General features: G+C 74.4%; 24 protein-coding genes and 1 tRNA gene. 12 read left to right on the top strand and 13 right to left on the bottom strand.

Annotated elements, in window-relative coordinates:
* Positions 1 to 4 precede the first annotated feature (4 nt).
* Both LG324_RS19250 and LG324_RS19255 read left to right on the top strand, forming a co-directional pair.
* A complete protein-coding gene (locus LG324_RS19250; RefSeq protein ID WP_404350507.1) occupies positions 5 to 550 on the top strand; it encodes a LytR C-terminal domain-containing protein in 546 nt (181 codons plus the stop codon).
* 50 nt (positions 551 to 600) lie between these two features.
* Positions 601 to 786 (top strand): hypothetical protein, encoded by a 186-nt coding sequence (locus LG324_RS19255; protein ID WP_207022340.1) that lies wholly within the window; start codon positions 601 to 603, stop codon positions 784 to 786.
* Between the two features lie 4 nt (positions 787 to 790).
* Here the strand turns inward: LG324_RS19255 and LG324_RS19260 are convergent, their stop codons facing one another.
* The 4 genes from LG324_RS19260 to LG324_RS19275 form a co-directional block, all read right to left on the bottom strand.
* Positions 791 to 1,414 carry a DedA family protein gene (locus LG324_RS19260; protein WP_245616065.1) on the bottom strand — a complete coding sequence of 208 codons (624 nt, stop codon included), beginning with the start codon at positions 1,412 to 1,414 and terminating at the stop codon, positions 791 to 793.
* A gap of 390 nt (positions 1,415 to 1,804) precedes the next feature.
* Positions 1,805 to 1,894, bottom strand: a tRNA-Ser gene (locus LG324_RS19265).
* Between the two features lie 126 nt (positions 1,895 to 2,020).
* The gene (locus tag LG324_RS19270) at positions 2,021 to 2,275 is read right to left on the bottom strand and encodes a GlsB/YeaQ/YmgE family stress response membrane protein (RefSeq protein WP_030526458.1); all 255 of its coding nucleotides are present in this window, start codon (positions 2,273 to 2,275) and stop codon (positions 2,021 to 2,023) included.
* A 105-nt stretch (positions 2,276 to 2,380) separates the two neighbouring features.
* Positions 2,381 to 2,830: a nucleoside deaminase gene (locus LG324_RS19275; RefSeq protein WP_404353167.1), complete on the bottom strand. Its 450-nt coding sequence runs from the start codon at positions 2,828 to 2,830 to the stop codon at positions 2,381 to 2,383.
* Positions 2,831 to 2,882: 52 nt separating this feature from the next.
* On the opposite strand from LG324_RS19275, the gene upp reads away from it, so the two are divergent.
* The 5 genes from upp (at position 2,883) to LG324_RS19300 (ending at position 7,478) form a co-directional block, all read left to right on the top strand.
* Positions 2,883 to 3,524, top strand: a complete 642-nt coding sequence (upp, locus tag LG324_RS19280; protein WP_030526456.1) for a uracil phosphoribosyltransferase — start codon at positions 2,883 to 2,885, stop codon at positions 3,522 to 3,524.
* A gap of 131 nt (positions 3,525 to 3,655) precedes the next feature.
* Positions 3,656 to 3,823, top strand: a complete 168-nt coding sequence (locus tag LG324_RS19285) for a hypothetical protein (RefSeq protein ID WP_169742028.1) — start codon at positions 3,656 to 3,658, stop codon at positions 3,821 to 3,823.
* Positions 3,824 to 3,826: 3 nt separating this feature from the next.
* On the top strand, positions 3,827 to 4,825 hold the full coding sequence (locus LG324_RS19290; RefSeq protein ID WP_404350510.1) for a PH domain-containing protein: 999 nt from the start codon (positions 3,827 to 3,829) through the stop codon (positions 4,823 to 4,825).
* Positions 4,826 to 4,898: 73 nt separating this feature from the next.
* Positions 4,899 to 6,386 (top strand): amino acid permease, encoded by a 1,488-nt coding sequence (locus tag LG324_RS19295; RefSeq protein ID WP_404350512.1) that lies wholly within the window; start codon positions 4,899 to 4,901, stop codon positions 6,384 to 6,386.
* Between the two features lie 156 nt (positions 6,387 to 6,542).
* Entirely contained in the window at positions 6,543 to 7,478 is a 936-nt protein-coding gene (locus tag LG324_RS19300; protein ID WP_404350514.1) for a hypothetical protein, read from the top strand.
* A gap of 149 nt (positions 7,479 to 7,627) precedes the next feature.
* Here LG324_RS19300 and purF read toward each other — a convergent pair whose 3' ends face one another.
* Together purF and LG324_RS19310 are read right to left on the bottom strand one after the other, a co-directional pair.
* Entirely contained in the window at positions 7,628 to 9,244 is a 1,617-nt protein-coding gene (purF, locus tag LG324_RS19305; protein ID WP_207022336.1) for an amidophosphoribosyltransferase, read from the bottom strand.
* Between the two features lie 79 nt (positions 9,245 to 9,323).
* On the bottom strand, positions 9,324 to 9,566 hold the full coding sequence (locus LG324_RS19310; protein ID WP_030526451.1) for a hypothetical protein: 243 nt from the start codon (positions 9,564 to 9,566) through the stop codon (positions 9,324 to 9,326).
* Positions 9,567 to 9,748: 182 nt separating this feature from the next.
* Here LG324_RS19310 and LG324_RS19315 point away from each other — a divergent pair, with 182 nt between their 5' ends.
* The 4 genes from LG324_RS19315 to LG324_RS19330 all read left to right on the top strand — a co-directional run bounded on the left by LG324_RS19315 (position 9,749) and on the right by LG324_RS19330 (position 13,774).
* Positions 9,749 to 11,335, top strand: coding sequence for a molybdopterin-dependent oxidoreductase (locus LG324_RS19315; RefSeq protein ID WP_404350517.1), 1,587 nt, complete (start codon positions 9,749 to 9,751; stop codon positions 11,333 to 11,335).
* Positions 11,336 to 11,719: 384 nt separating this feature from the next.
* Positions 11,720 to 12,370, top strand: coding sequence for a fasciclin domain-containing protein (locus LG324_RS19320; RefSeq protein ID WP_404350519.1), 651 nt, complete (start codon positions 11,720 to 11,722; stop codon positions 12,368 to 12,370).
* A 22-nt stretch (positions 12,371 to 12,392) separates the two neighbouring features.
* A complete protein-coding gene (gene sigK / locus LG324_RS19325; protein WP_404350521.1) occupies positions 12,393 to 12,995 on the top strand; it encodes an ECF RNA polymerase sigma factor SigK in 603 nt (200 codons plus the stop codon).
* Entirely contained in the window at positions 12,992 to 13,774 is a 783-nt protein-coding gene (locus LG324_RS19330; protein ID WP_404350523.1) for an anti-sigma factor domain-containing protein, read from the top strand. The genes sigK and LG324_RS19330 overlap by 4 nt, the downstream gene beginning before the upstream one ends.
* A 22-nt stretch (positions 13,775 to 13,796) precedes the next feature.
* Here LG324_RS19330 and LG324_RS19335 read toward each other — a convergent pair whose 3' ends face one another.
* A complete protein-coding gene (locus tag LG324_RS19335; protein WP_404350525.1) occupies positions 13,797 to 14,660 on the bottom strand; it encodes an LLM class flavin-dependent oxidoreductase in 864 nt (287 codons plus the stop codon).
* The gene (locus LG324_RS19340; protein WP_030526445.1) at positions 14,657 to 15,034 is read right to left on the bottom strand and encodes a sterol carrier family protein; all 378 of its coding nucleotides are present in this window, start codon (positions 15,032 to 15,034) and stop codon (positions 14,657 to 14,659) included. The genes LG324_RS19335 and LG324_RS19340 overlap by 4 nt, the downstream gene beginning before the upstream one ends.
* A 43-nt stretch (positions 15,035 to 15,077) precedes the next feature.
* On the opposite strand from LG324_RS19340, the gene LG324_RS19345 reads away from it, so the two are divergent.
* Positions 15,078 to 15,884: a spermidine synthase gene (locus LG324_RS19345; protein ID WP_404350527.1), complete on the top strand. Its 807-nt coding sequence runs from the start codon at positions 15,078 to 15,080 to the stop codon at positions 15,882 to 15,884.
* A gap of 23 nt (positions 15,885 to 15,907) precedes the next feature.
* On the opposite strand, the gene LG324_RS19350 is transcribed toward LG324_RS19345, so the two are convergent.
* From LG324_RS19350 to LG324_RS19370, 5 genes are all read right to left on the bottom strand, one after another.
* A complete protein-coding gene (locus tag LG324_RS19350; RefSeq protein WP_404350529.1) occupies positions 15,908 to 18,028 on the bottom strand; it encodes a xanthine dehydrogenase family protein molybdopterin-binding subunit in 2,121 nt (706 codons plus the stop codon).
* The gene (locus LG324_RS19355) at positions 18,025 to 19,026 is read right to left on the bottom strand and encodes an FAD binding domain-containing protein (protein ID WP_404350531.1); all 1,002 of its coding nucleotides are present in this window, start codon (positions 19,024 to 19,026) and stop codon (positions 18,025 to 18,027) included. Before LG324_RS19355 ends, LG324_RS19350 begins: the two co-directional genes overlap by 4 nt.
* Positions 19,023 to 19,529 carry a 2Fe-2S iron-sulfur cluster-binding protein gene (locus tag LG324_RS19360; protein ID WP_030526441.1) on the bottom strand — a complete coding sequence of 169 codons (507 nt, stop codon included), beginning with the start codon at positions 19,527 to 19,529 and terminating at the stop codon, positions 19,023 to 19,025. Before LG324_RS19360 ends, LG324_RS19355 begins: the two co-directional genes overlap by 4 nt.
* 151 nt (positions 19,530 to 19,680) lie before the next feature.
* Positions 19,681 to 20,799 carry a winged helix DNA-binding domain-containing protein gene (locus LG324_RS19365; RefSeq protein ID WP_404350532.1) on the bottom strand — a complete coding sequence of 373 codons (1,119 nt, stop codon included), beginning with the start codon at positions 20,797 to 20,799 and terminating at the stop codon, positions 19,681 to 19,683.
* Complete coding sequence (locus tag LG324_RS19370) at positions 20,796 to 21,188, bottom strand: DivIVA domain-containing protein (RefSeq protein WP_051750015.1); 393 nt, start codon at positions 21,186 to 21,188, stop codon at positions 20,796 to 20,798. The genes LG324_RS19365 and LG324_RS19370 overlap by 4 nt, the downstream gene beginning before the upstream one ends.
* Between the last annotated feature and the right edge of the window lie 6 nt (positions 21,189 to 21,194).

Consider the following 21,194-nt stretch of genomic DNA (forward strand, 5'->3'; position numbering starts at 1 on the left):
CGCCGTGAGCGAGTACGCGGACGAGACGCCGGTCTCCGTCGAGGCCCGCCGTCGCCGCCGTCGGGCGGTCGTCGTCATCGGCGTCGTCCTGCTCGGCCTGTTCTTCGCCTTCTGGTACGCCCTGTCGTACTACCGCGCCGACGAGCAGGCGCGGGCCAACCGCCCGCCCGCTGCCACCTGCCGGCCCTACGACCCGGACGAGCGCGTCCCCGGTCAGGTCACCGTGAACGTGTACAACGCGACGAACCGCCCCAACCTCGCCTCGCGCACGGCCCAGCAGCTCGAGAAGCAGGGCTTCGTCATCGGCAAGGTCGGCAACGACACCTCGACGCGCAAGACCCCCGCCGTGGTCGAGGTGCGCTACGGCGAGGCCGGGCGCGCCGACGCCACGCTGCTGATGAGCCTCATGCCCAAGGGGGCCAAGCCGGTCCTCGACCAGCGGACCGACGGCAGCGTCGAGGTCGCGCTGGGGACGAAGTTCACCACCGTCCGGCCCTACGTCGCCCCCTCCGGGCAGCTGCCGATGTGCCCGGAGCCCTCGGCCTCCTGATCCCGCGCGCCGTCGCGCCCGCGCGACGCGGCGGCCCTACGCCGCCCGCCATGGACACGGGGACGTACTTCGCGACGGTCCGGGCGGCGGGGACGGCGCTCGCGGTGATGCTTCTCTCGCTGGCGGTGGCCGAGGCCGTCGTCGACGGCGTGTGGGTGTTCGTGCTGGCCGCGCTGCTGACCTTCGCCGGGTCGTGGGCCGCGGCCACGCTCGTCAACCCCCACGGGCGCCGCTGACCCCTCAGGCGCGCGCCGCGCGGTGGCTGCTGCGCCGGCGGCGGTGGACGAGCACCGCGACGAGGACGATGACCGCGACGACGACGAGCGAGCCGGTCCCGAGCCAGCTCTCGAGGCGCTGGTAGCTGCGGCCCGCGAGGTAGCCGCCGACGACGACCGTCGCCCCCCAGGCCAGCCCGCCGAGCAGGTTCCACACGAGGAAGGTCGGGTAGCGCAGGCCCGAGGAGCCGGCGAGCGCGGGGACGACCGCCCGCAGGAACGCGGTCCAGCGGGCGAGGAAGACCGACACCGCGCCGCGCCGCACGAGGAAGTCCTGCGCCTGCTCCACGCGCGGCCGGGCGCGGCGCAGCATCCGGGCCTCGGTGAGCCGCGGTCCGAGCACCCGCCCGACCTCGTAGCCGATGCTGTCGCCGACGACCGCGGCGCCGATGACGACGACCGCGACCCAGGGCAGCGAGGTGTGGCCGATCGCGGCCGTGACGCCACCGAGGATGGCGGCGGTCTCGCCGGGCACGACGAAGCCGACGAAGAGGGCGTCCTCGACGAGGACGACGAGCCCGACGACGAGGTAGACGACCCACGCCGGCTGCCCGAGGATCTGCTCGAGGAGGCTGGACACGAGCGACATCATCCACCGCGCAGCCGGCACGCGGGCCGGGAGTCGGCTGTGTCTCCGCTGTGGAGGTGGGTCCTCCCGGGATCCTCTCGCTACGGAAGGTTTCCCTTCCATCCGGCAAGGTTTCCCTTCCACCCCGCAAGGTTTCCCTTCCGCGGCGCACGGTCCCGGTGCGGGGTCGGGGTGACCTCGCCTTACCGGGGTGACCTCGTCGTGCCGGGGCGGCAGGACGGCACGGCACGGCGAGGGGACCGCGGCCGGGCGGGACCACCTCGGCACCGCAGCACCACTTCGGCACGGCGAGACCGCCCGGCTCAGCAGGACCACCCCGGCACGCCACGCGCGCCCCGGGCCGCGAGACGCGAGGACCCCCGGGCGCGGTGCGCCCGGGGGTCCCGGTGCTGGCGGTGGCGGTGGGATTTGAACCCACGGAGGGCGTAAACCCTCACACGCTTTCGAGGCGTGCTCCTTAGGCCGCTCGGACACGCCACCGCCGGAGAGGCTACCCGAGCCCCGGGACCGGCCGGAAATCGGGGCCGGGGACGCCACGACGCCGCCCCCGCGGGGGGTGGGGGCGGCGTCGTGGACAGGCGGGCCGGAGGGTCCGGCCGAGCCGGGTCAGGCCCGCTTGGTGACGGCCTTGACGGCGAACAGGAGGATGCACGCGCCGATGAGCGCGGTGATGAAGCTGACGATGATGCCGCTGCCGTCGGTGTCGACGCCGAACGCGCCGAGGAGGAAGCCGCCGATGAGGGCGCCGATGATGCCGACGACGATGTTGAGGATGATGCCCTGCTGCGCGTCGGTGTTCATGATCTTGCTCGCGACCCAGCCGGCGAGACCGCCGATGATGATCCAGCCGATGATGCCCATGGGGTGGCCCTTTCGTTCACACGTGCACAGCCCCGGTCGGAGCCGTTCGTTGTCGAACCTAGCAGGAACGTTCGACAGAGTTTCGACACGGTGCAGACGAACTGGTCAGGCGCCCGACGACGCCCCTCGGTGCCCCGCGAAGAAGTCGCGCACGACCGCCCCGCACTCCTCCTCGAGCACCCCGCCGACGACCTCGACCCGGTGCGTCACCCGCCGGTCCCGCGGCACGTCCCACACCGACCCGCACGCCCCGAGCTTGGGGTCCCACGCCCCGAGGACGACCTGCGCCACGCGGGCGAGGACGAGCGCCCCGGCGCACATCGGGCAGGGCTCCATCGTCACGACGAGCCGGTGGCCCTCGAGCCGCCACGTGCCGAGGGCCCGCGCCGCGGCCCGCAGCGCGACGACCTCGGCGTGCCCGGTGGGGTCGCCCTCGGCCTCGCGGACGTTGAACCCCTCGCCGACGACGACGCCGGCGGGGTCGACGACGACCGCCCCGACGGGCACGTCACCGGCGGCCGCGGCGCGCGCGGCGAGGGCCAGCGCCCGGCGCATCCACGCCTCGGCGGCGGGGTCGGGTGGAGTCGGCACGCGCTAAGTTTCACCCATGCGCGTGATCAACCCGGACCACCGGCTCATCGCCCACAAGCTGACCTACCTCCGGGACAAGCGGACGGACTCGCCGACCTTCCGCCGCCTCGCCGAGGAGCTGATGACCCTCCTCGCCTACGAGGCGACGCGTGAGGTCCGCGTGGAGCCGTTCGAGATCGAGACGCCGGTCGCGCCCACGACGGGCATCAAGCTCTCCAACCCCAAGCCGCTCATCGTCCCGATCCTGCGCGCCGGGCTCGGGATGCTCGAGGGCATGGTCCGGCTGCTGCCGAGCGCCGAGGTCGGCTTCCTCGGGATGCAGCGCGACGAGGAGACCCTCGAGGCCGTCACGTACGCCAACCGCCTGCCCGACGACCTCTCCGGCCGCCAGGTCTACGTCCTCGACCCGATGCTCGCGACGGGTGGCTCGATGGCCGACGCCATCCGCTACCTCGTCGAGCGCGGCGCCGACGACATCACCGCGGTCACCCTGCTCGCGGCCCCCGAGGGGATCGCGCACCTCGAGGAGTCGGTCGCCGACCTCAGCGCGCCGGTGACCCTCGTCACCGGCGCCATCGACGAGAAGCTCAACGAGGTCGGCTACATCGTGCCGGGCCTCGGCGACGCAGGTGACCGCCTCTACGGCGTCGCGCAGTAGCCCGCGCCCCGGTCGGGGCCGGGCGCGACACGCCCGGTCCCAGCCACCTCGTCCGTCACACCCGTCACATCTGGGACGATCATCGGCGAGGCGTGCCCCACGCCGCGCCCGCACGCAGGAGGATCCACGCCATGCCCCCGGTCAAGAAGATCGTGATGTGGCTCGTCGTCGTCTTCCTCCTGTACGCGATCCTCACCTCGCCCGACTCCGCCGCGAGCATCTTCGGCTCGGCCTGGGACGTCGTCTCCAACGGCGTCAGCAACATCGGGCGCTTCTTCGACAGCCTGCTGAACGGCTGACCCGTGCGCCGGGCCCACTCCGTCACGGACGGGACCCCGGACAGCGTCGAGGTCGACCTCGAGGCGATGCCCCGGCGGGTGGCCCGCAGCCTCGAGCGGCAGCTCGCGCAGGGTGAGCGCATCGTCATCCGCACCCGCCAGCACCCGGCGGTCCTCCTGCGCCAGGCGCTCTGGCCCGCGGCCGCGTTCGTCGTCTACCTGTGGTTCGACGCCGGGCTGCACGTGGCCGAGCCCCTGCTGCGGCTGACCGGCATCGTCCTGCTCGTCGGCCTGGCCCGGCTCGGCTGGGCCGAGCTGCAGCGGCGCTACCGCTGGATCGTCGTGACGAACAAGCGCATCCTCCGGCACGAGGGCGTCCTCGACGTCAGCGTGCCGATGATGCGGCTCACCAAGGTCACCGACATGACCTACCGGCGCCCGCTCGTCGGTGAGCTGCTCGGGTTCGGCACGATCATCATCGAGAGCGCCGGCCAGGAGCAGGGCCTGCGCGAGCTGACCTTCATCCCCGAGCCCGACCACGTCAACGCCGCCCTCAACTCCGAGATCTTCGGTGAGAAGCCGCGCGAACGCCGTTCCGGCACAGGGCGGTCGTGGCCGAAGCTGCCCCGGCGTCCGCGCCGCCGCGATGACGGACCCGACGGGCCCGACGGCTCGGACGGGCCCGACGACGGCGACGGTGGCCCGCCGCGTGGCCGCGGCCCGCGCGGCACGGACCCCAGCGTCCCCGGAGGCGGGGTCTCGGTCACCGACCCCGGCTACCCGTCGATGCCCACGAGCGGGACGACCCGCGCGCCGGAGTCCTGGTACCGCAGCTCCAACCTCGCACCGCGCTCGCTCGGCGACACCGGCGAGATCCCGGTCGTGCGCACCGGTTCTCGCTCCGAGGACGTGCCCTTCGACCAGGACTCCACGGCGGGGGCCGACCCTCGCGGGGCCGACGACGACCACGCGCGCGCCATCCCGCTCTACCCGCCGCGGGAGTGGGTCGACGAGCGACCCTGACCGCAACCCCCGCAGGGGGTTCGGTGTCCGCTAGCGTCTCGGCTGCCGAGAGCACCGACGACGGGAGCGTGTCATGGGCGTCATGCGGACCAAGACGATCGAGGAGTCGATCAAGGAGACCGAGGACCCGGAGTTCCAGCTCAAGAAGAAGCTGTCCGCCCTCGACCTCACGGTCTTCGGGATCGGCGTCATCATCGGCGCCGGCATCTTCACGCTGACCGGCCGCGCGGCCTCCGACTACGCTGGTCCGTCCATCGCGATCTCGTTCGTCCTCGCCGCGGTCTGCTGCGGGCTCGCGGCGCTCTGCTACGCCGAGTTCGCCTCCACCGTGCCGGTGTCCGGGTCGGCGTACACGTTCTCGTACGCGTCCCTCGGCGAGATCGTCGCGTGGATCATCGGCTGGGACCTCCTGCTCGAGCTGATGCTCGGCGCGAGCGTCGTCGCCCAGGGCTGGTCGCAGTACGCGACGCTCCTGCTCGACAAGTTCGGCGTCACCGTGCCCGAGGCCGTCGCCCCCGGCTCGCACTTCGACCTGCCGGCGTTCGTGCTCGTCGCGCTGCTCACCGCGCTCATCGCGATCGGCATCAAGGAGTCGCTGCGGGTCAACCTCGTGCTCGTGGCGGTCAAGCTCTTCATCGTCCTCTTCGTCATCTTCGCCGGCCTGGCGTTCGTCAACAGCGCGAACTACTCGCCGTTCGTCCCGCCGGCCACCGCGGGCGAGCAGACGAGCGGCCTGACGGCTCCGCTCATCCAAGTGATTTTCGGCCTCGAGCCGACGACGTACGGGGTGCTCGGCATCGTCTCCGGCGCGGCCATCGTCTTCTTCGCGTACATCGGCTTCGACGTCGTCGCGACGACCGCCGAGGAGGCGAAGAACCCGCAGCGCGACCTGCCGATCGGCATCATCGCCTCGCTCGTCATCTGCACCGTCCTCTACGTCGCGACGACGCTCGTCATCACCGGGATGGTCAAGTACGACAAGATCAACCCGGACGCCGCGCTCGCGGCGGCCTTCGAGTCGGTCGGGAAGCCGGGGTACGCGACCCTCATCGCCGCCGGCGCCGTCGCGGGACTGATGACCGTCGTCATGACGCTGATCATCGGCGCGACCCGCGTGACCTTCGCGATGTCCCGCGACCGGCTGCTGCCGCCCTCGATCGGCCGCACGAACCCGCGCACCGGCACGCCCGTGCGGCTGACGCTCGCCATCGGCACGGTGGTCGCGCTCGTCGCGTCGCTGACGCCCATCGGCAAGCTCGAGGAGATGGTCAACATCGGCACGCTGTCGGCGTTCGCGCTCGTCTCGCTCGCCGTGCCGGTGCTGCGCAAGCGCCGCCCCGACCTCCAGCGGGCCTTCAAGGTCCCCGGCAACCCCGTGCTGCCGGTCCTCGCGGCGCTCATCAGCATCTACCTCATGCTCAACCTGTCGGTGGAGACGTGGCTGCGGTTCCTCATCTGGATGCTGCTCGGCTTCGGCATCTACTTCTTCTACGGGTACAAGCGCTCGCGGCTGCACGGTCGCACCGACGAGGACGACGCCAAGGTCGCCGCCGACGCCTGACGCCTCCGGCCCCACCCGTTCGAGGTGAAACCCGACCCCCTCGCGGTCGGGTTTCACATCGACCCGCTCGTCCACAGGGTCGGCTCACCGTGAGGCTCGTCCACAGATGCCCCCGCAGGACTGGCCGCGAGTGTGCCGCCGATGCACGCTCACCGGATGGACCCACCTGTCACGACCGCCGCCCGGCGACGCGCGGCCCGCGAGCTCGCCGTCGGCTACGGCGGCGTGCTGTCGCGCACCCTCCTGCGCTCCGTCGGGGTCGACCACCGGATGGTCCGCCGTGAGCTCGCGGCCGAGCGCTGGGCCGCGCACGGCGTGCAGACCGTCGCGACGTCCACGGGGCCGCTCGATGACGTCGCCCGGCGGTGGAGGGCGGTCTGGGAGGTCGGTGAGCAGATCGCGGCCGTCGACGGCGTCACCGCGCTGCAGCACGCCGGACTGACCGGGTACGACGACGACCGGGTGCACGTGTCCGTCCGGCACACCGCCGAGGTCGAGGACGTGGAGGACGTCGTCATCCACAAGGTCGCGCGGCGGGTGCCGGACGAGCTCCTGCCGTCGGGTCTGCCGAGGACCCGCGTCGCCGTCGCCGCGGTGCGGGCGGCCCACTGGGCGGTCAGCGACCGGCAGGCGGCCCTGCTCCTCGTCCTGCCGGTGCAGCAGCGCCTGTGCACCGGCGAGCAGCTCGTCGCGGCCGCCGACGAGGTCCGGATGCGCACCCGACGGGCGCTGGTCCCCCGCCTCGCGCGCGACGTCGCCGCGGGCGCGCACTCCCTCGGTGAGCTCGATGTCGTCGCGGCGTGCCGTCGTCGCGGGCTCCCGGAACCGTCGCGTCAGACCATCCGGCGGCTGCCGGGTGGTCGGGCCTACCTCGACGTCGAGTGGCGCGAGGCCCGGCTCGTCGTCGAGGTCGACGGCGCGGGGCACCTCGCCGGCCTCCAGCCCGGTGACGACACGCTGCGGCAGAACGCCGTCGCGCTCGGCGACGACCTCGTACTGCGGGTCGGGCTCATCGGCTGGCGCCTCGACCCCGACCCGTACCTCGACCAGATCTGCGCCGCGTACTGGTCACGGGTCCGGCGCGCCGCCTGAGACCGCCGCACCCCCACCGGGAGTCGAGGTGAAATGCGACCCTCTCGTGGTCGGGTTTCACCTCGAACCGCGCACTACTCCGGGGAGTCGAGGTGAAATGCGACCTTCTCGCGGTCGGGTTTCACCTCGAACCGCGGCGAACCGCCGGGTCAGGGGCGCAGGACCGCCTCGGAGGCGCCACCGCCGGCCGAGGTCTGCACCCCGTCGACGTCGAGCACCGGCACGTCGACGAGGGGCGCCTGACGGTGCGGGTGCCGCTCCCCGAGCGGCCGCTGCGCGGGGGCGCCGTCGTCGTCGAGGGGCAGCTCGAGCTCGAGCACGCCCTTGCCGAGCCGGCCGTCCTCGGGCAGCGTCACCGGGTACTGCCCCGAGAAGCACGCCGTGCACAGGCGCTCGCGCGGCTGCTCGGTCGCCCCGATCATCCCGTCCTCCGAGATGTACCCGAGGCTGTCGGCGCCGATGGAGTTGCGCACCTCCTCGACCCCGAGGCCGGTGGCGATGAGCTCGGCCCGGGTCGCGAAGTCGATGCCGTAGAAGCACGGCCAGCGCACCGGCGGCGACGAGATGCGCACGTGCACCTCGGCGGCCCCGGCCTCGCGCAGCATCCGCACGAGCGCGCGCTGCGTGTTGCCGCGGACGATCGAGTCGTCGACGACGACGAGCCGCTTGCCCCGGATGACGTCGCGCAGCGGGTTGAGCTTGAGCCGGATGCCGAGCTGCCGGATGGTCTGCGACGGGGCGATGAAGGTCCGCCCGACGTAGGAGTTCTTGACCAGGCCCTGGCCGTAGGGGATGCCCGACTCCTGCGCGTAGCCGATGGCGGCGGGCGTGCCGGACTCCGGCGTCGGCATGACGAGGTCGGCCTCGACCGGGTGCTCGCGCGCCAGCTGCCGGCCCATCTGGACCCGCGACTCGTGCACGCCGCGGCCGTTGATCGTCGTGTCCGGGCGGGCGAGGTAGACGTACTCGAAGACACAGCCCTTGGGCTCGGCCTCGGCGAACCGCTGCGAGCGCAGGCCGTCCTCGTCGATGGCGACGAGCTCACCGGGCTCGACCTCGCGGACGAACGAGGCGCCGACGATGTCGAGCGCCGCGGTCTCGGACGCCACGACCCAGCCGCGCTCGAGGCGGCCGATGACGAGCGGCCGGATGCCCTGCGGGTCGCGCGCCGCGTAGAGCGTGTGCTCGTCCATGAAGACGAGGCAGAAGGCGCCGCGCAGCATCGGCAGCACCTCGAGCGCCGCGGCCTCGACGGTGCGGTCGGGGTCGGCGGTCAGCAGCGCGGTGACGAGCGCGGTGTCGGTCGTGTTGCCGCGGGCGAGCTCCCCTCGCTGGCCGTCGACCCGGTGCCCGGCGACGACGTCGCGCAGTTCGGCCGAGTTGATGAGGTTGCCGTTGTGCGCGAGCGCGACGGTGCCGCCGGCGTGCCCGTCGAGGGTCGGCTGGGCGTTCTCCCAGGTCGAGCCGCCGGTCGTCGAGTAACGGCAGTGGCCGACGGCGAGGTGACCGCGCAGCGCCCCGAGCGAGCGCTCGTCGAACACCTGCGAGACCAGGCCCATGTCCTTGTAGACGAGCAGGCGGCTGCCGTCCGAGGTCGCGATGCCCGCCGACTCCTGGCCGCGGTGCTGCAGCGCGTACAGGCCGTAGTAGGCGAGCTTGGCGACCTCCTCGCCCGGCGCCCAGACCCCGAACACGCCGCACGCGTCCTGGGGCCCCTTCTCACCGGGAAGGAGGTCGTGGCTGAGGCGTCCGTCTCCGCGTGGCACGTGCTCCATCCTCTCACGCGGCGGGCCGGGCCCCGGGGGAGTCCGGCCGCCGGACGGGAGCGCGGCCGGGGCGGAGGGGTCAGTCCCGGCGGGAGAGGCGCTCCAGGCCCAGCGCGAGGAGCGCGGCGAGGAGCGCGAAGAGGCAGGCGCCGAGGACGCCGAGGTAGCCGACGGCGGTCGTGGCCGAGTACTGCTTCTGCGCGAGGACCGTGTCGGTGTTCTCCAGCCAGCCGAAGTCCGCGACCGCGGCGCCCAGGACGAACCCGAGGACCGCGCCCGTGAGGATGAACGGGAGGAAGCGGGGAGGGCGGGCGGTCTTCACGCCTCCCACGGTAGGTGACGCGGCGGGCGCCGGCCGCATCCGCGGCGGCCGCCGTCGAGGGTTGGGCCGCCCGCAGGCATCCCGGGCGACCACCGCCCCGGGCCCCCGGCACCGCGGGAGGATGGTGCTCTCCCCGCCTGCCGCGCACCATCCGCCGGGCCCGCCCGCTCCGAAGGACTGCCATGACCACCACCTCCCCCCAGACCGCAGCCACGCAGCGGCCGGCCCGCGGTTGGTACGCCTTGGGCACGCTGCTCGCGACGGCCGCCGGGGCGGGCGTCGGCCACCTCGTCGCCGGCTTCGTGGCCCCCGAGTCCTCCCCCGTCCTCGCCGTCGGGTCCACCGTCATCGACGCCACGCCCACCCCCGTCAAGGAGTGGGCGGTCTCGACGTTCGGCACGGCCGACAAGCCGATCCTCGTCGGGTCCGTCACCGTCGTCACGCTGCTCCTCGCCGGGCTCGCCGGTGTCGTCGCCCGCAGCCGGCGCACGCTCGGCCTGGCGATCGTCGGCGTCCTCGCCGTGCTGGCGCTCGCGGCCGCGGCCACCCGCCCCACCGCGTCGGCCGTCTCGCTCCTGCCCGGGTTCGTCACCGCGGTCGTCGGCGTGCTGGCCGCCGGATGGTTTCTCGGCGTCCTCGACCGCTGGGGCGCTGCCTCGGCGGACCCGGCCTCGGGCGCCGGTCCCGACCGCACCGCCCACGGCGACGGCACGAGCGGGCGTCGCACCGTCCTCGCCGCGGCCGCCGGCCTCGGTGCGGTCGCCGCGACCGGTGGCGGCATCGGCCAGTCCCTCGCCCGCAGCACGGCGTCGACCGGTGACGTCGTCCTCCCGACCCCGGCGACGACGCTGGAGCCCCTCCCCCAGGGCCTCGAGGAGATAGTCCGCGGGGTGTCCTCGTTTCGCACGCCGAACGACGCCTTCTACCGGATCGACACCGCCCTCGTCATCCCCCGGGTCGGCACCGACGGGTGGAAGCTCACCGTCGACGGGATGGTCGACAACCCGTTCTCGCTGACCTTCGAGGAGCTGCTCAAGCTCCCGATGATCGAGAAGGACATCACCCTGACCTGCGTCTCGAACGAGGTCGGCGGCCCCTACGTCGGCTCCGCCCGCTGGCTCGGCGTCCCCGTCCGCGACCTGCTCGAGCGGGCCGGCGTGCAGCAGGGCGTCGACCAGATCTTCAGCGAGTCGACCGAGGGGATGACCATCTCGACCCCCCTCCAGGCGCTGATGGACGACCGCGACGCCCTCGTCGCCGTCGGGATGAACGGCAAGCCGCTGCCCCCGGTGCACGGCTTCCCCGCGCGCCTCGTGACGCCCGGCCTCTACGGCTTCGTCGGCGCGACGAAGTGGCTGACCACGCTGACCGCGACGACGTACGCGCAGAAGACGGCGTACTGGACCGGCAAGGGCTGGGCGACCGACGCACCCATCTACACCGAGAGCCGGATCGACACCCCGAAGCCCCTCTCGACCGCCACGGCGGGGAAGATCGTCGTCGGCGGTGTCGCCTGGGCGCAGCAGCGCGGCATCGAGAAGGTCGAGGTCCGGGTCGACGGCGGCGACTGGGCCGAGGCGAAGCTCGGCAACGACGCCGGCATCGACTACTGGCGCCAGTGGTACTGGGAGTGGGACGCCCCCGCCGGACGCCACACCCTCGAGGTCCGCGCGACCGACGAGACCGGTGAGGTGCAGACCGAGAAGCGGCAGACGCCCTTCCCCAAGGGCGCGACCGGCTGGCACTCGGTGGTCGTCACGATCGAGTGACGGTCACCCCGATGCCCGGCAGCGCATCGGCCTGTCGGACAGCGTGATCCACGACACAGCGGCGGTCGGCTCCCCACGGAGCCGGCCGCCGCTGCCGTGCGTGCACGCGGTCGCCGGGACGGTACGCCGGCCCGGCCGACACACGAGTTCGTCTACGAGACAAGGCATCCGAGCCCTTGTCTCGTGGACATTTCGGGGCGACCCCGAAATGTCGAGGCCGGAGGGGTGGGTGGGACGGGGCGGGGCGGGGAGCGTTTCCGTGCCGGTCGCACGGGCCGTTCGGAGGTTCCTCGAAAAAAGTTGCCGTCCAACCCATCCGGGCTCCGAGCAGCTCCGAACCAGATGTGTACGCAGGACAACGACACACCGCAAGGAGACACCCCCATGCGCAAGACCCGCCTCACCGTCGCCGCCCTGGCTCTCGCCCTCCCCCTGAGCCTCGCGGCCTGTGGCTCGGACGACTCCGCCACGAGCGGCTCGGGCACGAGCTCCTCGGCCGCCGCCACCTCCGCGGCTCCCTCGGCCAGCCCCTCGGACACCGCCACCATGGCCGCCGACGCCCCGTTCGGCTCCGCCTGCTCGGCCGTCCCGGCCGACGGCGCCGGCTCGTTCGACGGCATGGCCAAGGACCCGGTCGCCACCGCGGCGAGCAACAACCCGGTCCTGTCCACCCTCGTCACCGCGGTCGGCGAGGCCGGCCTCGGCGACACGCTGAACAGCGCCAAGGACATCACCGTCTTCGCCCCGACCAACGACGCCTTCGAGGCGCTGCCGAAGGCCACGCTCGACGCGGCGATGAAGGACCCGAAGGGCCTGCTCACCACGGTCCTCACCAACCACGTCGTCGAGGGCCGGCTCTCCCCGGACCAGCTCGCGGGTGAGCACAAGACCCTCTCGGGCAAGTCGATCAACGTCATGGGCTCCGGCGAGGACTTCACCGTGACCCCGGGCGACGCGAAGATCGTCTGCGGCAACGTCCAGACCGCCAACGCCACGGTCTACATCATCGACAAGGTTCTCGTCCCCGAGAGCTGATGCATCAGCGATGATGAACGACATGACAGCCGCCTCCCCGGGACAGCCCACCACTGCACCCGGGGGGGCGGCTGCCACCGCGTCCGACCTGGCGGAGCTGCTCCGCCGGTCGGCCCGGGGGGACGAAGAGGCGTTCGCCGCCCTGTACGACGCGACCTCACGGCGCGTCTTCGGGCTGGTGCTGCGCATCGTGCGTGACCACGCGATGAGCGAGGAGGTCACCCAGGAGGTGTACCTCGACGTGTGGCGCACGAGCTCCCGGTTCGACCCCGCGAGGGGCAGCGCCCTCTCGTGGCTGATGACCATCGCCCACCGCGCGGCGGTGGACCGGGTCCGCTCGAGCGAGGCGGCCCGCCGCCGCGACGACGCCCACGCCGTCGCGACCCGCGAGGTGGAGTTCGACCAGACCGCGGAGTCCGCCCAGACCTCCCTCGAGGGCCAGCGCGTGCGCCGGGCCCTCGCCACCCTCACCGAGGCCCAGCGCAGCGCCGTGGAGCTCGCCTACCTCGGGGGGTACACGCACACCGAGGTGGCGAAGCTCCTCGGTGTGCCCCTCGGAACAGCGAAGACCAGGATCCGGGACGGCCTCATCCGCCTCCGGGACACGTTGGGAGTACCGGCATGAGCCCCGACCTTCACCACCTCAGCGGCGCCCACGCCGTCGACGCCCTCGACCGCGACGAGCGTGACGGCTTCGAGCAGCACCTCGCCGCCTGCGCGGCCTGCCGCGCCGAGGTCGGCGAGCTCACCGACGCCGCGCACTCCCTCGGCGCCCTCACCGAGGCCACTCCGTCCGCCGAGCTGCGCTCCGCCGTCCTCGCCGGCATCACCCGCGTCCGCCCGCTGCCGCCGCTCGTCACCGACGAGCGCGCCGACGAGCCGCCCGCCGTCGTCACGCCCGGCGTGCCCACGGTCGGCGAGGCCGCCGCCACCGGCACCGGAGCGCGGGTCATCCCGCTCTTCCGGCGCACGAGCACCTGGCTCGTCGCCGCCGCCGCCGCGGCGGTCGTCGCGGTGGGTGGCGTCGCGTGGAGCCCGTGGTCCGGCGACCAGCCGCCGCTCACCGCGATCCAGCAGGTCGAGCGCGCCCAGGACGCCGCCACGGTGACCAGCCACAAGGGCGCGACGACCGCGACCCTCGCCTACAGCCGGCAGATGGACCAGTCGGCGATCACCGTCACCGGGATGCCCCCGGCGCCGGACGGCAAGGTCTACCAGCTCTGGTACGTCGGCTCCGACGAGATCGCCCGCTCCGCGGGCTTCCTCACCCCGGCCGACGGCCGCGGCCAGGCCGTCCTCGACGGGCAGATCGACGGCGCCGCCGCGGTCGGTGTCACGGTCGAGCCGGCCGGTGGGTCGACCGCCCCGACGACGACGCCGATCCTCGTCATGGCCGTCGCCTGACGACGACCGAGCCCTGCGCGCGTCAGCGCCCGAGCGACCCCGCCACCTCCTCGAGGACGGCGGGGTCGCCCGCGTACGGGCCCTGCGCGCGCGGCCAGTGGCTCACGACGTCGGTGAACCCCAGCTCGGCGGCGCGCCCGGTCATCTCGGCGTGCAGCCCGGCCGACTCCAGCGAGAACCGCGGCGAGGAGTCGAGCGAGAGGTAGCGGTCCAGCGGCCCGCGCCCGGCGGCCCCGACGGCGTCGTCGAAGCGCGCGACCAGCTCGCGGATGTGGTCGAACCACGCGTCGAGCGTCTCGCCCTTCCCGCCGTAGGTGACCCAGCCGTCGGCGTGGCGCGCGGCGAGCCGGACCGATCGCGGGCCGTTGGCGGCGACGAGGAGCGGCACGCGATGGCGCACCGGCCCGGGCAGCGTGCGGGCGTCCTGCGTCCGGTACCAGGTGCCGTCGTGGTCGACGTGGTCCTCGCGCAGGAGCCGGTCGAGCAGCGGCACGAACTCGTGGAAGCGGTCGACCCGCTCGCGCAGCGCGAGGTCGGCGCCGAGCAGGCGGGCGTCGAGGTCGCCGCCGGTGCCGACGCCGCAGAGGAAGCGACCGCCGGTCAGGTCGTCGAGCGTGATGACGTCGCGCGCGTACGTGTACGGGTGGTTCTGGTTGGGGGACGACACGAACGTGCCCAGGCCGATGCGCTCGGTCACGCCGGCCGCCGCCGCGAGGGTCGGCATCGCGCTGAACCACGGGCTGTCCGGCAGACCGCCCCACACGAGGTGGTCGTAGGTCCACGCGTGGTGGAAGCCCATCTCCTCGACGACCCTCCACCGCGGCCCGCTGACGGCCCACGGCTCGTCGGTGAGGAGGACGACGCCCTGGCGCACCCCGGCGCTCACGCCCGGTCCTCCCGGCCCAGGGGCAGCAGCCCGGAGAGGTCGGCCCGGGTGCCGCTGACCCGCAGCACGCCCTCGGCGAGGGCCTGCGACCACGGGATCTCGCCCTGGACGAGGCGCAGCCAGGTCTCGGCGTCGGTCTCGACGACGTTGGGCGGGGTGCCGCGCGTGTGCCGCGGACCCTCGACGCACTGGATGACCCCGTACGGGGGGACCCGCACCTCGACGCTGTTGCCGGGCGCGCGGGTGGCGAGCTCCTCGAGGGCGTACCGGACGGCGGTGCCGCGCGTGGCGCGGTCGGTGCCGTCGGGGTCGGCGTGCCACCGGCGCAGGGCCGCGCGGCCGAGCTCGGGGTCGGTGCGGCGTCGGGGAGGCATGCCCCCGACGCTACCGAAGCGCACCGACGCATAGCCTTCCCCCGTGGGCGAGGTGCGGGTCGAGGTCGAGGGCGGGGTCGCCGCCGTGCTCCTCGACGGCTTCCCGCAGTCGGCCGTCGACCTCGACGACCCCACCGTCCTGCACTTCGAGTACGTGCAGCAGCTCGCGCTCGTCGTCGACGCGCTCGCCCCGGCCGGGACGCTGCGCGTGACGCACGTCGGAGGCGGCGGGCTGACCCTGCCGCGGTGGGTGCACGCGACGCGGCCCGGCTCGCCGCAGATCGTCCTCGAGCCCGACGTCGCGCTGACCGAGCAGGTGCGCCGCGACGTCCCGCTCCCCCGCGGCCACCGGATGCGGGTGCGCCCGGTCGGCGGCGAGGAGGGCGTCGCCGCACTCGCCGACGGCAGCGCCGACGTCGTCGTCCTCGACGCGTTCGTCGACGGCCGGGTCCCCGCGGGCCTGACGACCGTCGAGTGGATGGCCGACGTCCGCCGCGTCCTCGCCCCCGCCGGCCTGCTGCTCGCCAACGTCACCGACGAGCCGGGGATGCGCTATGCGGCGCGGGTCGCCGCCGGCGCGCAGGAGGTGTTCGGGCACACCGCGTTCGTCGGGCTGCACGAGGTCCTCAAGGGGCGGCGCTTCGGCAACGTGGTGCTCGTCGCCTCCCTCGGCCCGCTCGACCTGTACACGCTGCGGCGCGCCGCCGCCTCCGCCGTCCTGCCGACGGGGGTCCTGCCGTGGGCCGACGTCGCCCGCCGGGTCCCGGGCGCGCGGCCGCTGCGCTCCGGGGACGGCACCGCGGTGCCGTCCCCGGAGCCCCCGGACCCGGGTGGGTGGCGGGTGCGCTGACCCCCGGCCTCCCGCGGGCGGGCTCAGGACAGGAAGCGGTCCGGCGTGAGCGGCAGCTCGCGGACCCGCACCCCCGTCGCGTGGTGGGTGGCGTTGGCGACGGCCGCCGCGGTGCCGACGATGCCGATCTCGCCGATGCCGCGCGAGCCCATCGGCGTGAAGGCCTCGTCGGACTCCTCCAACCACTCGGCGTCGACGTCGAGGACGTCGGCGTGGGCGGCGACGTGGTAGCTCGCGAGGTCCTGGGTCACGACGTGGCCGGTGCGCGGGTCGCGCCAGGACTCCTCGAAGAGCGCGGCGGACAGGCCCATGACGAGGCCGCCGACGAGCTGCGAGCGCGCCGTCACCGGGTTGAGGACCCGGCCGACCGAGTACACGCCGAGCAGCCGCGGCACCCGCACCTCGCCCGTCCAGCGGTTGACCCTCGCCTCGCAGAAGACCGCGCCGAAAGAGTGGTTGGCGGTCTCGGTCTCGGCGGGACTCTTGGCCGCCGAGGCCGTGACCTCGGCGCCGGGGGCCGGGTCGGCGCCGTGCTCCTCGCGGAAGCGCTGGGCCGCCGCGACGACGGTGCTGCCCCACGAGCTCGTGCCCGAGGACCCGCCGGCCACCGAGGCCGAGGGCAGCCGGGTGTCGGCGACCTCGAGGTCAACGGCGCCGGGGTCGACGCCGAGCGCGTCGGCGGCGATCTGCGTCAGCACCGTGCGCGCGCCCGTGCCGATGTCGACGCAGCCGATGGCCACGCCGTAGCGGCCGCCCCCGAGGGCCGTGACGCGGGCCTCGTTGCCGGGCATCTTCATCGCGGGGTAGGTCGCGGCGGCGACGCCGGTGCCGACCCACCAGTCGCCCTCGCGGCGGGAGCGCGGCTCGCGGGGGCGGTCGGCCCAGCCGAACCGCTCGGCGCCGCGGCGCAGGCAGTCGGGGAGCCGGCGGACGTCGAACGGCTTGCCGGTCTCGGGGTCGAGGTCCGGCTCGTTGCGCAGCCGCAGCTCGACGGGGTCCAGTCCGGAGGCGAGCGCGAGCTCGTCCATCGCGACCTCGCCGGCGAACATCCCCGGCATCTCGCCCGGCGCGCGCATCCACGAGGGGACGGCGACGTCGAGGACGGCCAGCCGGTGGCTCGTGCGCCGGGCCGGGGCGGCGTACATCATCCGGCTCGGGGAGGCCGTCTGCTCGGCGAACTCCTTGACGGCGGAGGTCTGCTCCTGCACCCGGTGCTCGAGGCCGACGAGCCGGCCGTCGGCGTCGGCGCCGAGGCGCACGTGCGAGATCGTGGCGGTCCGGTAGCCGGTGAGGGCGAACATCTGCTGCCGGGTGACGGCCAGGCGCACCGGCCGGGGCCGCACGGCGTGCGCCGCGAGCGCCGCGGCGACGACGTGGGCGTGCGGCTGGCCCTTGCTGCCGAAGCCGCCGCCGACGTAGGGCGCGCGGACGCGCACCTGCGTGGCCTCGAGGCCGAGCACCGGGCCGACGGTCTGGGCGACCCCGTGGACGCCCTGGGTGGAGTCGACGAGGTCGAGGACCTCGCCGTCCGTGCCGTCCTGCGCCCAGCGGGCGACGGTGGCGTGCGGCTCCATCGGGTTGTTGTGCTCGTGGGGGGTGCGGTAGGTCTGCTCGACGAGCACCGCGGCGCCCGCGAGCGCGGCGTCGACGTCACCGTCCTCGGTGTCGGTGTCCATCGCCGGGTTGACCGTCTCGGGCCGGTACGTCGCGTTGTCCTCGCGCAGCTCGGCCTCGTGCGGCTCCTCGCGGTAGGAGACCTCGACGAGCGCGGCCCCCTCGCGGGCGGCCTCGGAGGTCTCGGCGAGGACGAGCGCCACGACCTGCCCGCGGAAGTGCACGCGCGGGTCCTGGAGGATGGCCAGCTCGCCGTCGTCGGTGTCGGCCAGGCGCATCGCGCTCGTGTGGTCGAGGACGGCGACGACGCCGGGGTGGGCGAGGGCCGCGGCGGGGTCGAGGCGCTCGACCTCCCCCTTGGCCACGGTCGACTGGACGAGCCAGACGTGCAGCGGGTCGCCGGTGTCGTGGGCGGCGCTCTCGACGGCGTACGTGGCCCGGCCGGTCACCTTCTCGGGCCCGTCGACGCGGTCGAGGCGGGTGCCCATCGAGCGGGGCGTGACGGGGGTCGTGCTGGTCCGGGTGCTCACGAAGGGTCCTTCCCGGCGAGGCGGAGCAGGGTGCGCGTCGTGGCCCCCCGCAGCATCGGCAGCTTGTAGGCGGTCTGGTCGGTGGTGCGCGCGGCGGCGAGCTCGGCGTCGACGGCGGCGCGCACGGCGTCCTCGTCGAGGGCCCGCCCGGTCAGCGCCTCCTCGGCGGCGGTGGCGCGCCACGGCTTGTGCGCGACGCCTCCCCACGCGATGCGGACGTCGCGGACGACGTCACCGTCGAGCTCGAGCGCCGCCGCGACGGAGACGAGCGCGAAGGCGTACGAGGCGCGGTCGCGGACCTTGAGGTAGGTCGAGCAGCGGGCGGCGTCGGTGAACGGCAGCTCGACGCCCGTCACGAGGTCGCCGTGCTCGAGCGTGGTGTCGAGGTCGGGGCGGTCACCGGGCAGGCGGTGCAGCTCGCGGACGGGGACGCGCCGCTCCCCCTGCCGGCCGCGGACGACGACGACGGCGTCGAGGGCGGCCATCGCGACGGCCATGTCGGAGGGGTGGGTCGCGACGCAGTGCTCGCTCGCGCCGAGGACCGCGTCCTGGCGGCCGTAGCCGCCGACGGCCGAGCAGCCACTGCCGGGCTCGCGCTTGTTGCACGGCGTCGTCACGTCCTGGAAGTAGACGCAGCGGGTGCGCTGCAGCAGGTTGCCGCCGGTGCTCGCCTGGTGACGCAGCTGCCCGGACGCGCCCGAGAGCAGGGCGCGCGAGAGCACCGGGAAGGCCGAGCGGACGACCGGGTGCGCCGCGAGGTCGCTGTTGCGGACGTTCGCGCCGACGTGGAGGACGCGCCCGTCGGGGCCGTCCTGCTCCTCGACGCCGTCGAGACCGAGCCGGCCGACGTCGACGAGGCGGGCGGGCCTGGCGATGCCGAGCTTGAGGTGGTCGACGAGGTTGGTGCCGCCCCCGAGGTAGCGGGCGTCGGGGTCGCCGGACACGAGGGCGACCGCCTCCTCGACGTCGCTCGCGCGGACGTAGTCGAGCTCCCTCATGCCCCCGCCGCCTCCTTGACCGCGGCGAGGATGCCCGGGTAGGCGCCGCAGCGGCAGAGGTTGCCGCTCATCCGCTCCCGGATCTCGTCGTCGGTCAGCTCGACGTCGGCCTCGAGGTCCTCGGTGACGTGGCTCGGGTGGCCCTGCTTGGCCTCGTCGAGGACCCCGACGGCCGAGCAGACCTGGCCGGGCGTGCAGTAGCCGCACTGGTAGCCGTCGTGCTCGAGGAAGGCCTCCTGCACGTGGTGCAGCGCGTCGTCGGCGGCGAGCCCCTCGGCCGTGACGACCTCCGAGCCGTCGAACGCCACCGCGAGCGCGAGGCACGTGAGGTGGCGTCGGCCGTCGAGGAGCACCGTGCACGAGCCGCACTGCCCGTGGTCGCAGCCCTTCTTCGGCGAGGTGACCGCCAGCCGCTCGCGCAGCGCGTCCAGGAGGGTGGTGCGGGTGTCGACGGTCAGCTGCCGTCGGTGCCCGTCGACGGTGAGCTCGATGGTGGTGTCCATGCGGACCCCGTACCCACTCGCCGCCCTCCTGACCCCCTCGCCCGCCCCCGCCGCCTCCGCATTTCGGGGTCACCCCGAAATGTCCACGAGACCCCGGTTCGGAACCGGGGTCTCGTGGACGAAGCCCTGTGTCGTGCCCGCGCCGGGCGGGTCAGGTCGCGGGGGCGGTGACGGTGAGGACGGGCTCGCGACCCAGCCAGCGGGCCAGCGCCGCCGCCTCGGCCTCGAGCGTGCGCCGCTCGGCCGTGGTCAGCGGCCGGTAGGGCGCCACCTCGACCTCCAGCGTCCCGCCCCGCACGGTGCGCCGCGCGGTGCCCGCGACCTGCGCGTCGACGACGAGCAGCCCGATCGACGGCTCCCGTCCCACCGGGTGCCGCCCCGCGACGTCGACGACGCGCCGGCTGTCCTGGTAGCCCCGGTACCACTCGTCGAGCAGGTGGACGAGGTGCACGCGCGGTGCTGTCGAGCGCGGTGGCGGCTCCTCCCCCGGGGCGTGCCACCAGGTGCGGCCGTCGTGCTCGAAGGACGCGAGGTCCTCGGCGGCCGCGGCGAGGCCGGCACGCACGTCCCCGAGCGGCAGGGTCGCCCAGTACGCGAGGTCGCGCTCGGTCACCGGCCCGTGGCCCACGGCGTAGCGCCGCGCGAGCTCGCCCAGCGCCTCGACGCGGTCGAGCGGGTCGGATGCCGGGAGCCGGTCGGCCAGCGGTGCGTAGGTGTGCCGGCCGACCCCGCCGTCCGGGCGCGGCCGGCCGCTGCCGACCCGCAGGCCGAGCTCGAGGTGGGCCAGCAGGACCATGAGCTGCATCCCGGTCAGCTCCTCACCCGCCGCGCGCAGAGCGTCCGCGACCTCGTCCCGCGTGCGGTCGGGGGTCTCGGTCAGCACCTGCTCGACGAGGTCGCCGAGCGCCGCGACCCGCTCCGGCGGCAGGCCGAGGTCGCGCTCCAGCTGGCGGCCGAGCTGGTGGCGCACCCGTGGGCCGGTCAGCTCGAGCAGCCACCGCACGTCGTCGCGGTGGACGAGGTGCCACGTGGGGCGCAGGACGTGCAGCCGGACGAGCTCACCGTCCCCGACCAGCCCGGCCAGCCCGGCGCGCGTCAGGCCGGTCGTGCGCGCGGCCAGCGCCCACGCCGTCTGCTCGGGGTTCTCGGCCTGGACGGCGAGCAGCGAGCGCACCGCCGAGGACGCGTCCGGCGCGGAGGCGCCGTCGAGCAGCAGCGTCCGGAACCGCCACCGGGCGATGGCGAGGTCGTCGACGCCGCGCGGGCTCATCCGCGGGGGTCGCCGCGCAGGACGCGTAGGAGCCGGGCCCCGAGCCCCTCGCGCGGTCCGGTGGCCGCCGGCGGCGTCGTGGACGCGGCAGGCGCGGGCCGCCCGGCGGCGCGCTCCCCCTCGTGCGCGGCGAGCGCCTCGGCGGCGCGCTCGAGCAGCGCGTCGACCTCGCCCATCTCGTAGCCCCGGCGCATCCGGGTGGTGGAGAGCCGGGAGGCGCGGACGTCCGCGGCCGTCAGCGGGCGGCGGGGCGGTGGCCCCGCCCCCTCGTGCGCCCGCAGCGCGTCGGCCACGGCGTCGAGGAGGTCGTCGACCTCGCCCTCGTCGTACCCGTCCCGGAACTGGGTCTGCGTGAACGTGCTCCTGCGCACCTCGTCGGACGTCAGCACCGCGGT

This window comes from Phycicoccus jejuensis (assembly GCF_044797865.1).
In the GTDB taxonomy this organism is placed as follows: Bacteria; Actinomycetota; Actinomycetes; order Actinomycetales; family Dermatophilaceae; genus Phycicoccus; species Phycicoccus jejuensis.

What these genes read in the sequence shown, in the direction of transcription:
- LG324_RS19255 (WP_207022340.1), top strand. Translation starts at nt 601, where the DNA reads ATGGACACGGGGACGTACTTCGCGACGGTCCGGGCGGCGGGGACGGCG.
- LG324_RS19260 (WP_245616065.1), bottom strand. Translation starts at nt 1,414, where the DNA reads ATGTCGCTCGTGTCCAGCCTCCTCGAGCAGATCCTCGGGCAGCCGGCG.
- LG324_RS19270 (WP_030526458.1), bottom strand. Translation starts at nt 2,275, where the DNA reads ATGGGCATCATCGGCTGGATCATCATCGGCGGTCTCGCCGGCTGGGTC.
- LG324_RS19275 (WP_404353167.1), bottom strand. Translation starts at nt 2,830, where the DNA reads ATGCGCCGGGCGCTGGCCCTCGCCGCGCGCGCCGCGGCCGCCGGTGAC.
- upp (WP_030526456.1), top strand. Translation starts at nt 2,883, where the DNA reads ATGCGCGTGATCAACCCGGACCACCGGCTCATCGCCCACAAGCTGACC.
- LG324_RS19285 (WP_169742028.1), top strand. Translation starts at nt 3,656, where the DNA reads ATGCCCCCGGTCAAGAAGATCGTGATGTGGCTCGTCGTCGTCTTCCTC.
- LG324_RS19295 (WP_404350512.1), top strand. Translation starts at nt 4,899, where the DNA reads ATGGGCGTCATGCGGACCAAGACGATCGAGGAGTCGATCAAGGAGACC.
- LG324_RS19300 (WP_404350514.1), top strand. Translation starts at nt 6,543, where the DNA reads ATGGACCCACCTGTCACGACCGCCGCCCGGCGACGCGCGGCCCGCGAG.
- LG324_RS19315 (WP_404350517.1), top strand. Translation starts at nt 9,749, where the DNA reads ATGACCACCACCTCCCCCCAGACCGCAGCCACGCAGCGGCCGGCCCGC.
- LG324_RS19320 (WP_404350519.1), top strand. Translation starts at nt 11,720, where the DNA reads ATGCGCAAGACCCGCCTCACCGTCGCCGCCCTGGCTCTCGCCCTCCCC.
- sigK (WP_404350521.1), top strand. Translation starts at nt 12,393, where the DNA reads ATGACAGCCGCCTCCCCGGGACAGCCCACCACTGCACCCGGGGGGGCG.
- LG324_RS19330 (WP_404350523.1), top strand. Translation starts at nt 12,992, where the DNA reads ATGAGCCCCGACCTTCACCACCTCAGCGGCGCCCACGCCGTCGACGCC.
- LG324_RS19340 (WP_030526445.1), bottom strand. Translation starts at nt 15,034, where the DNA reads ATGCCTCCCCGACGCCGCACCGACCCCGAGCTCGGCCGCGCGGCCCTG.
- LG324_RS19355 (WP_404350531.1), bottom strand. Translation starts at nt 19,026, where the DNA reads ATGAGGGAGCTCGACTACGTCCGCGCGAGCGACGTCGAGGAGGCGGTC.
- LG324_RS19360 (WP_030526441.1), bottom strand. Translation starts at nt 19,529, where the DNA reads ATGGACACCACCATCGAGCTCACCGTCGACGGGCACCGACGGCAGCTG.
- LG324_RS19365 (WP_404350532.1), bottom strand. Translation starts at nt 20,799, where the DNA reads ATGAGCCCGCGCGGCGTCGACGACCTCGCCATCGCCCGGTGGCGGTTC.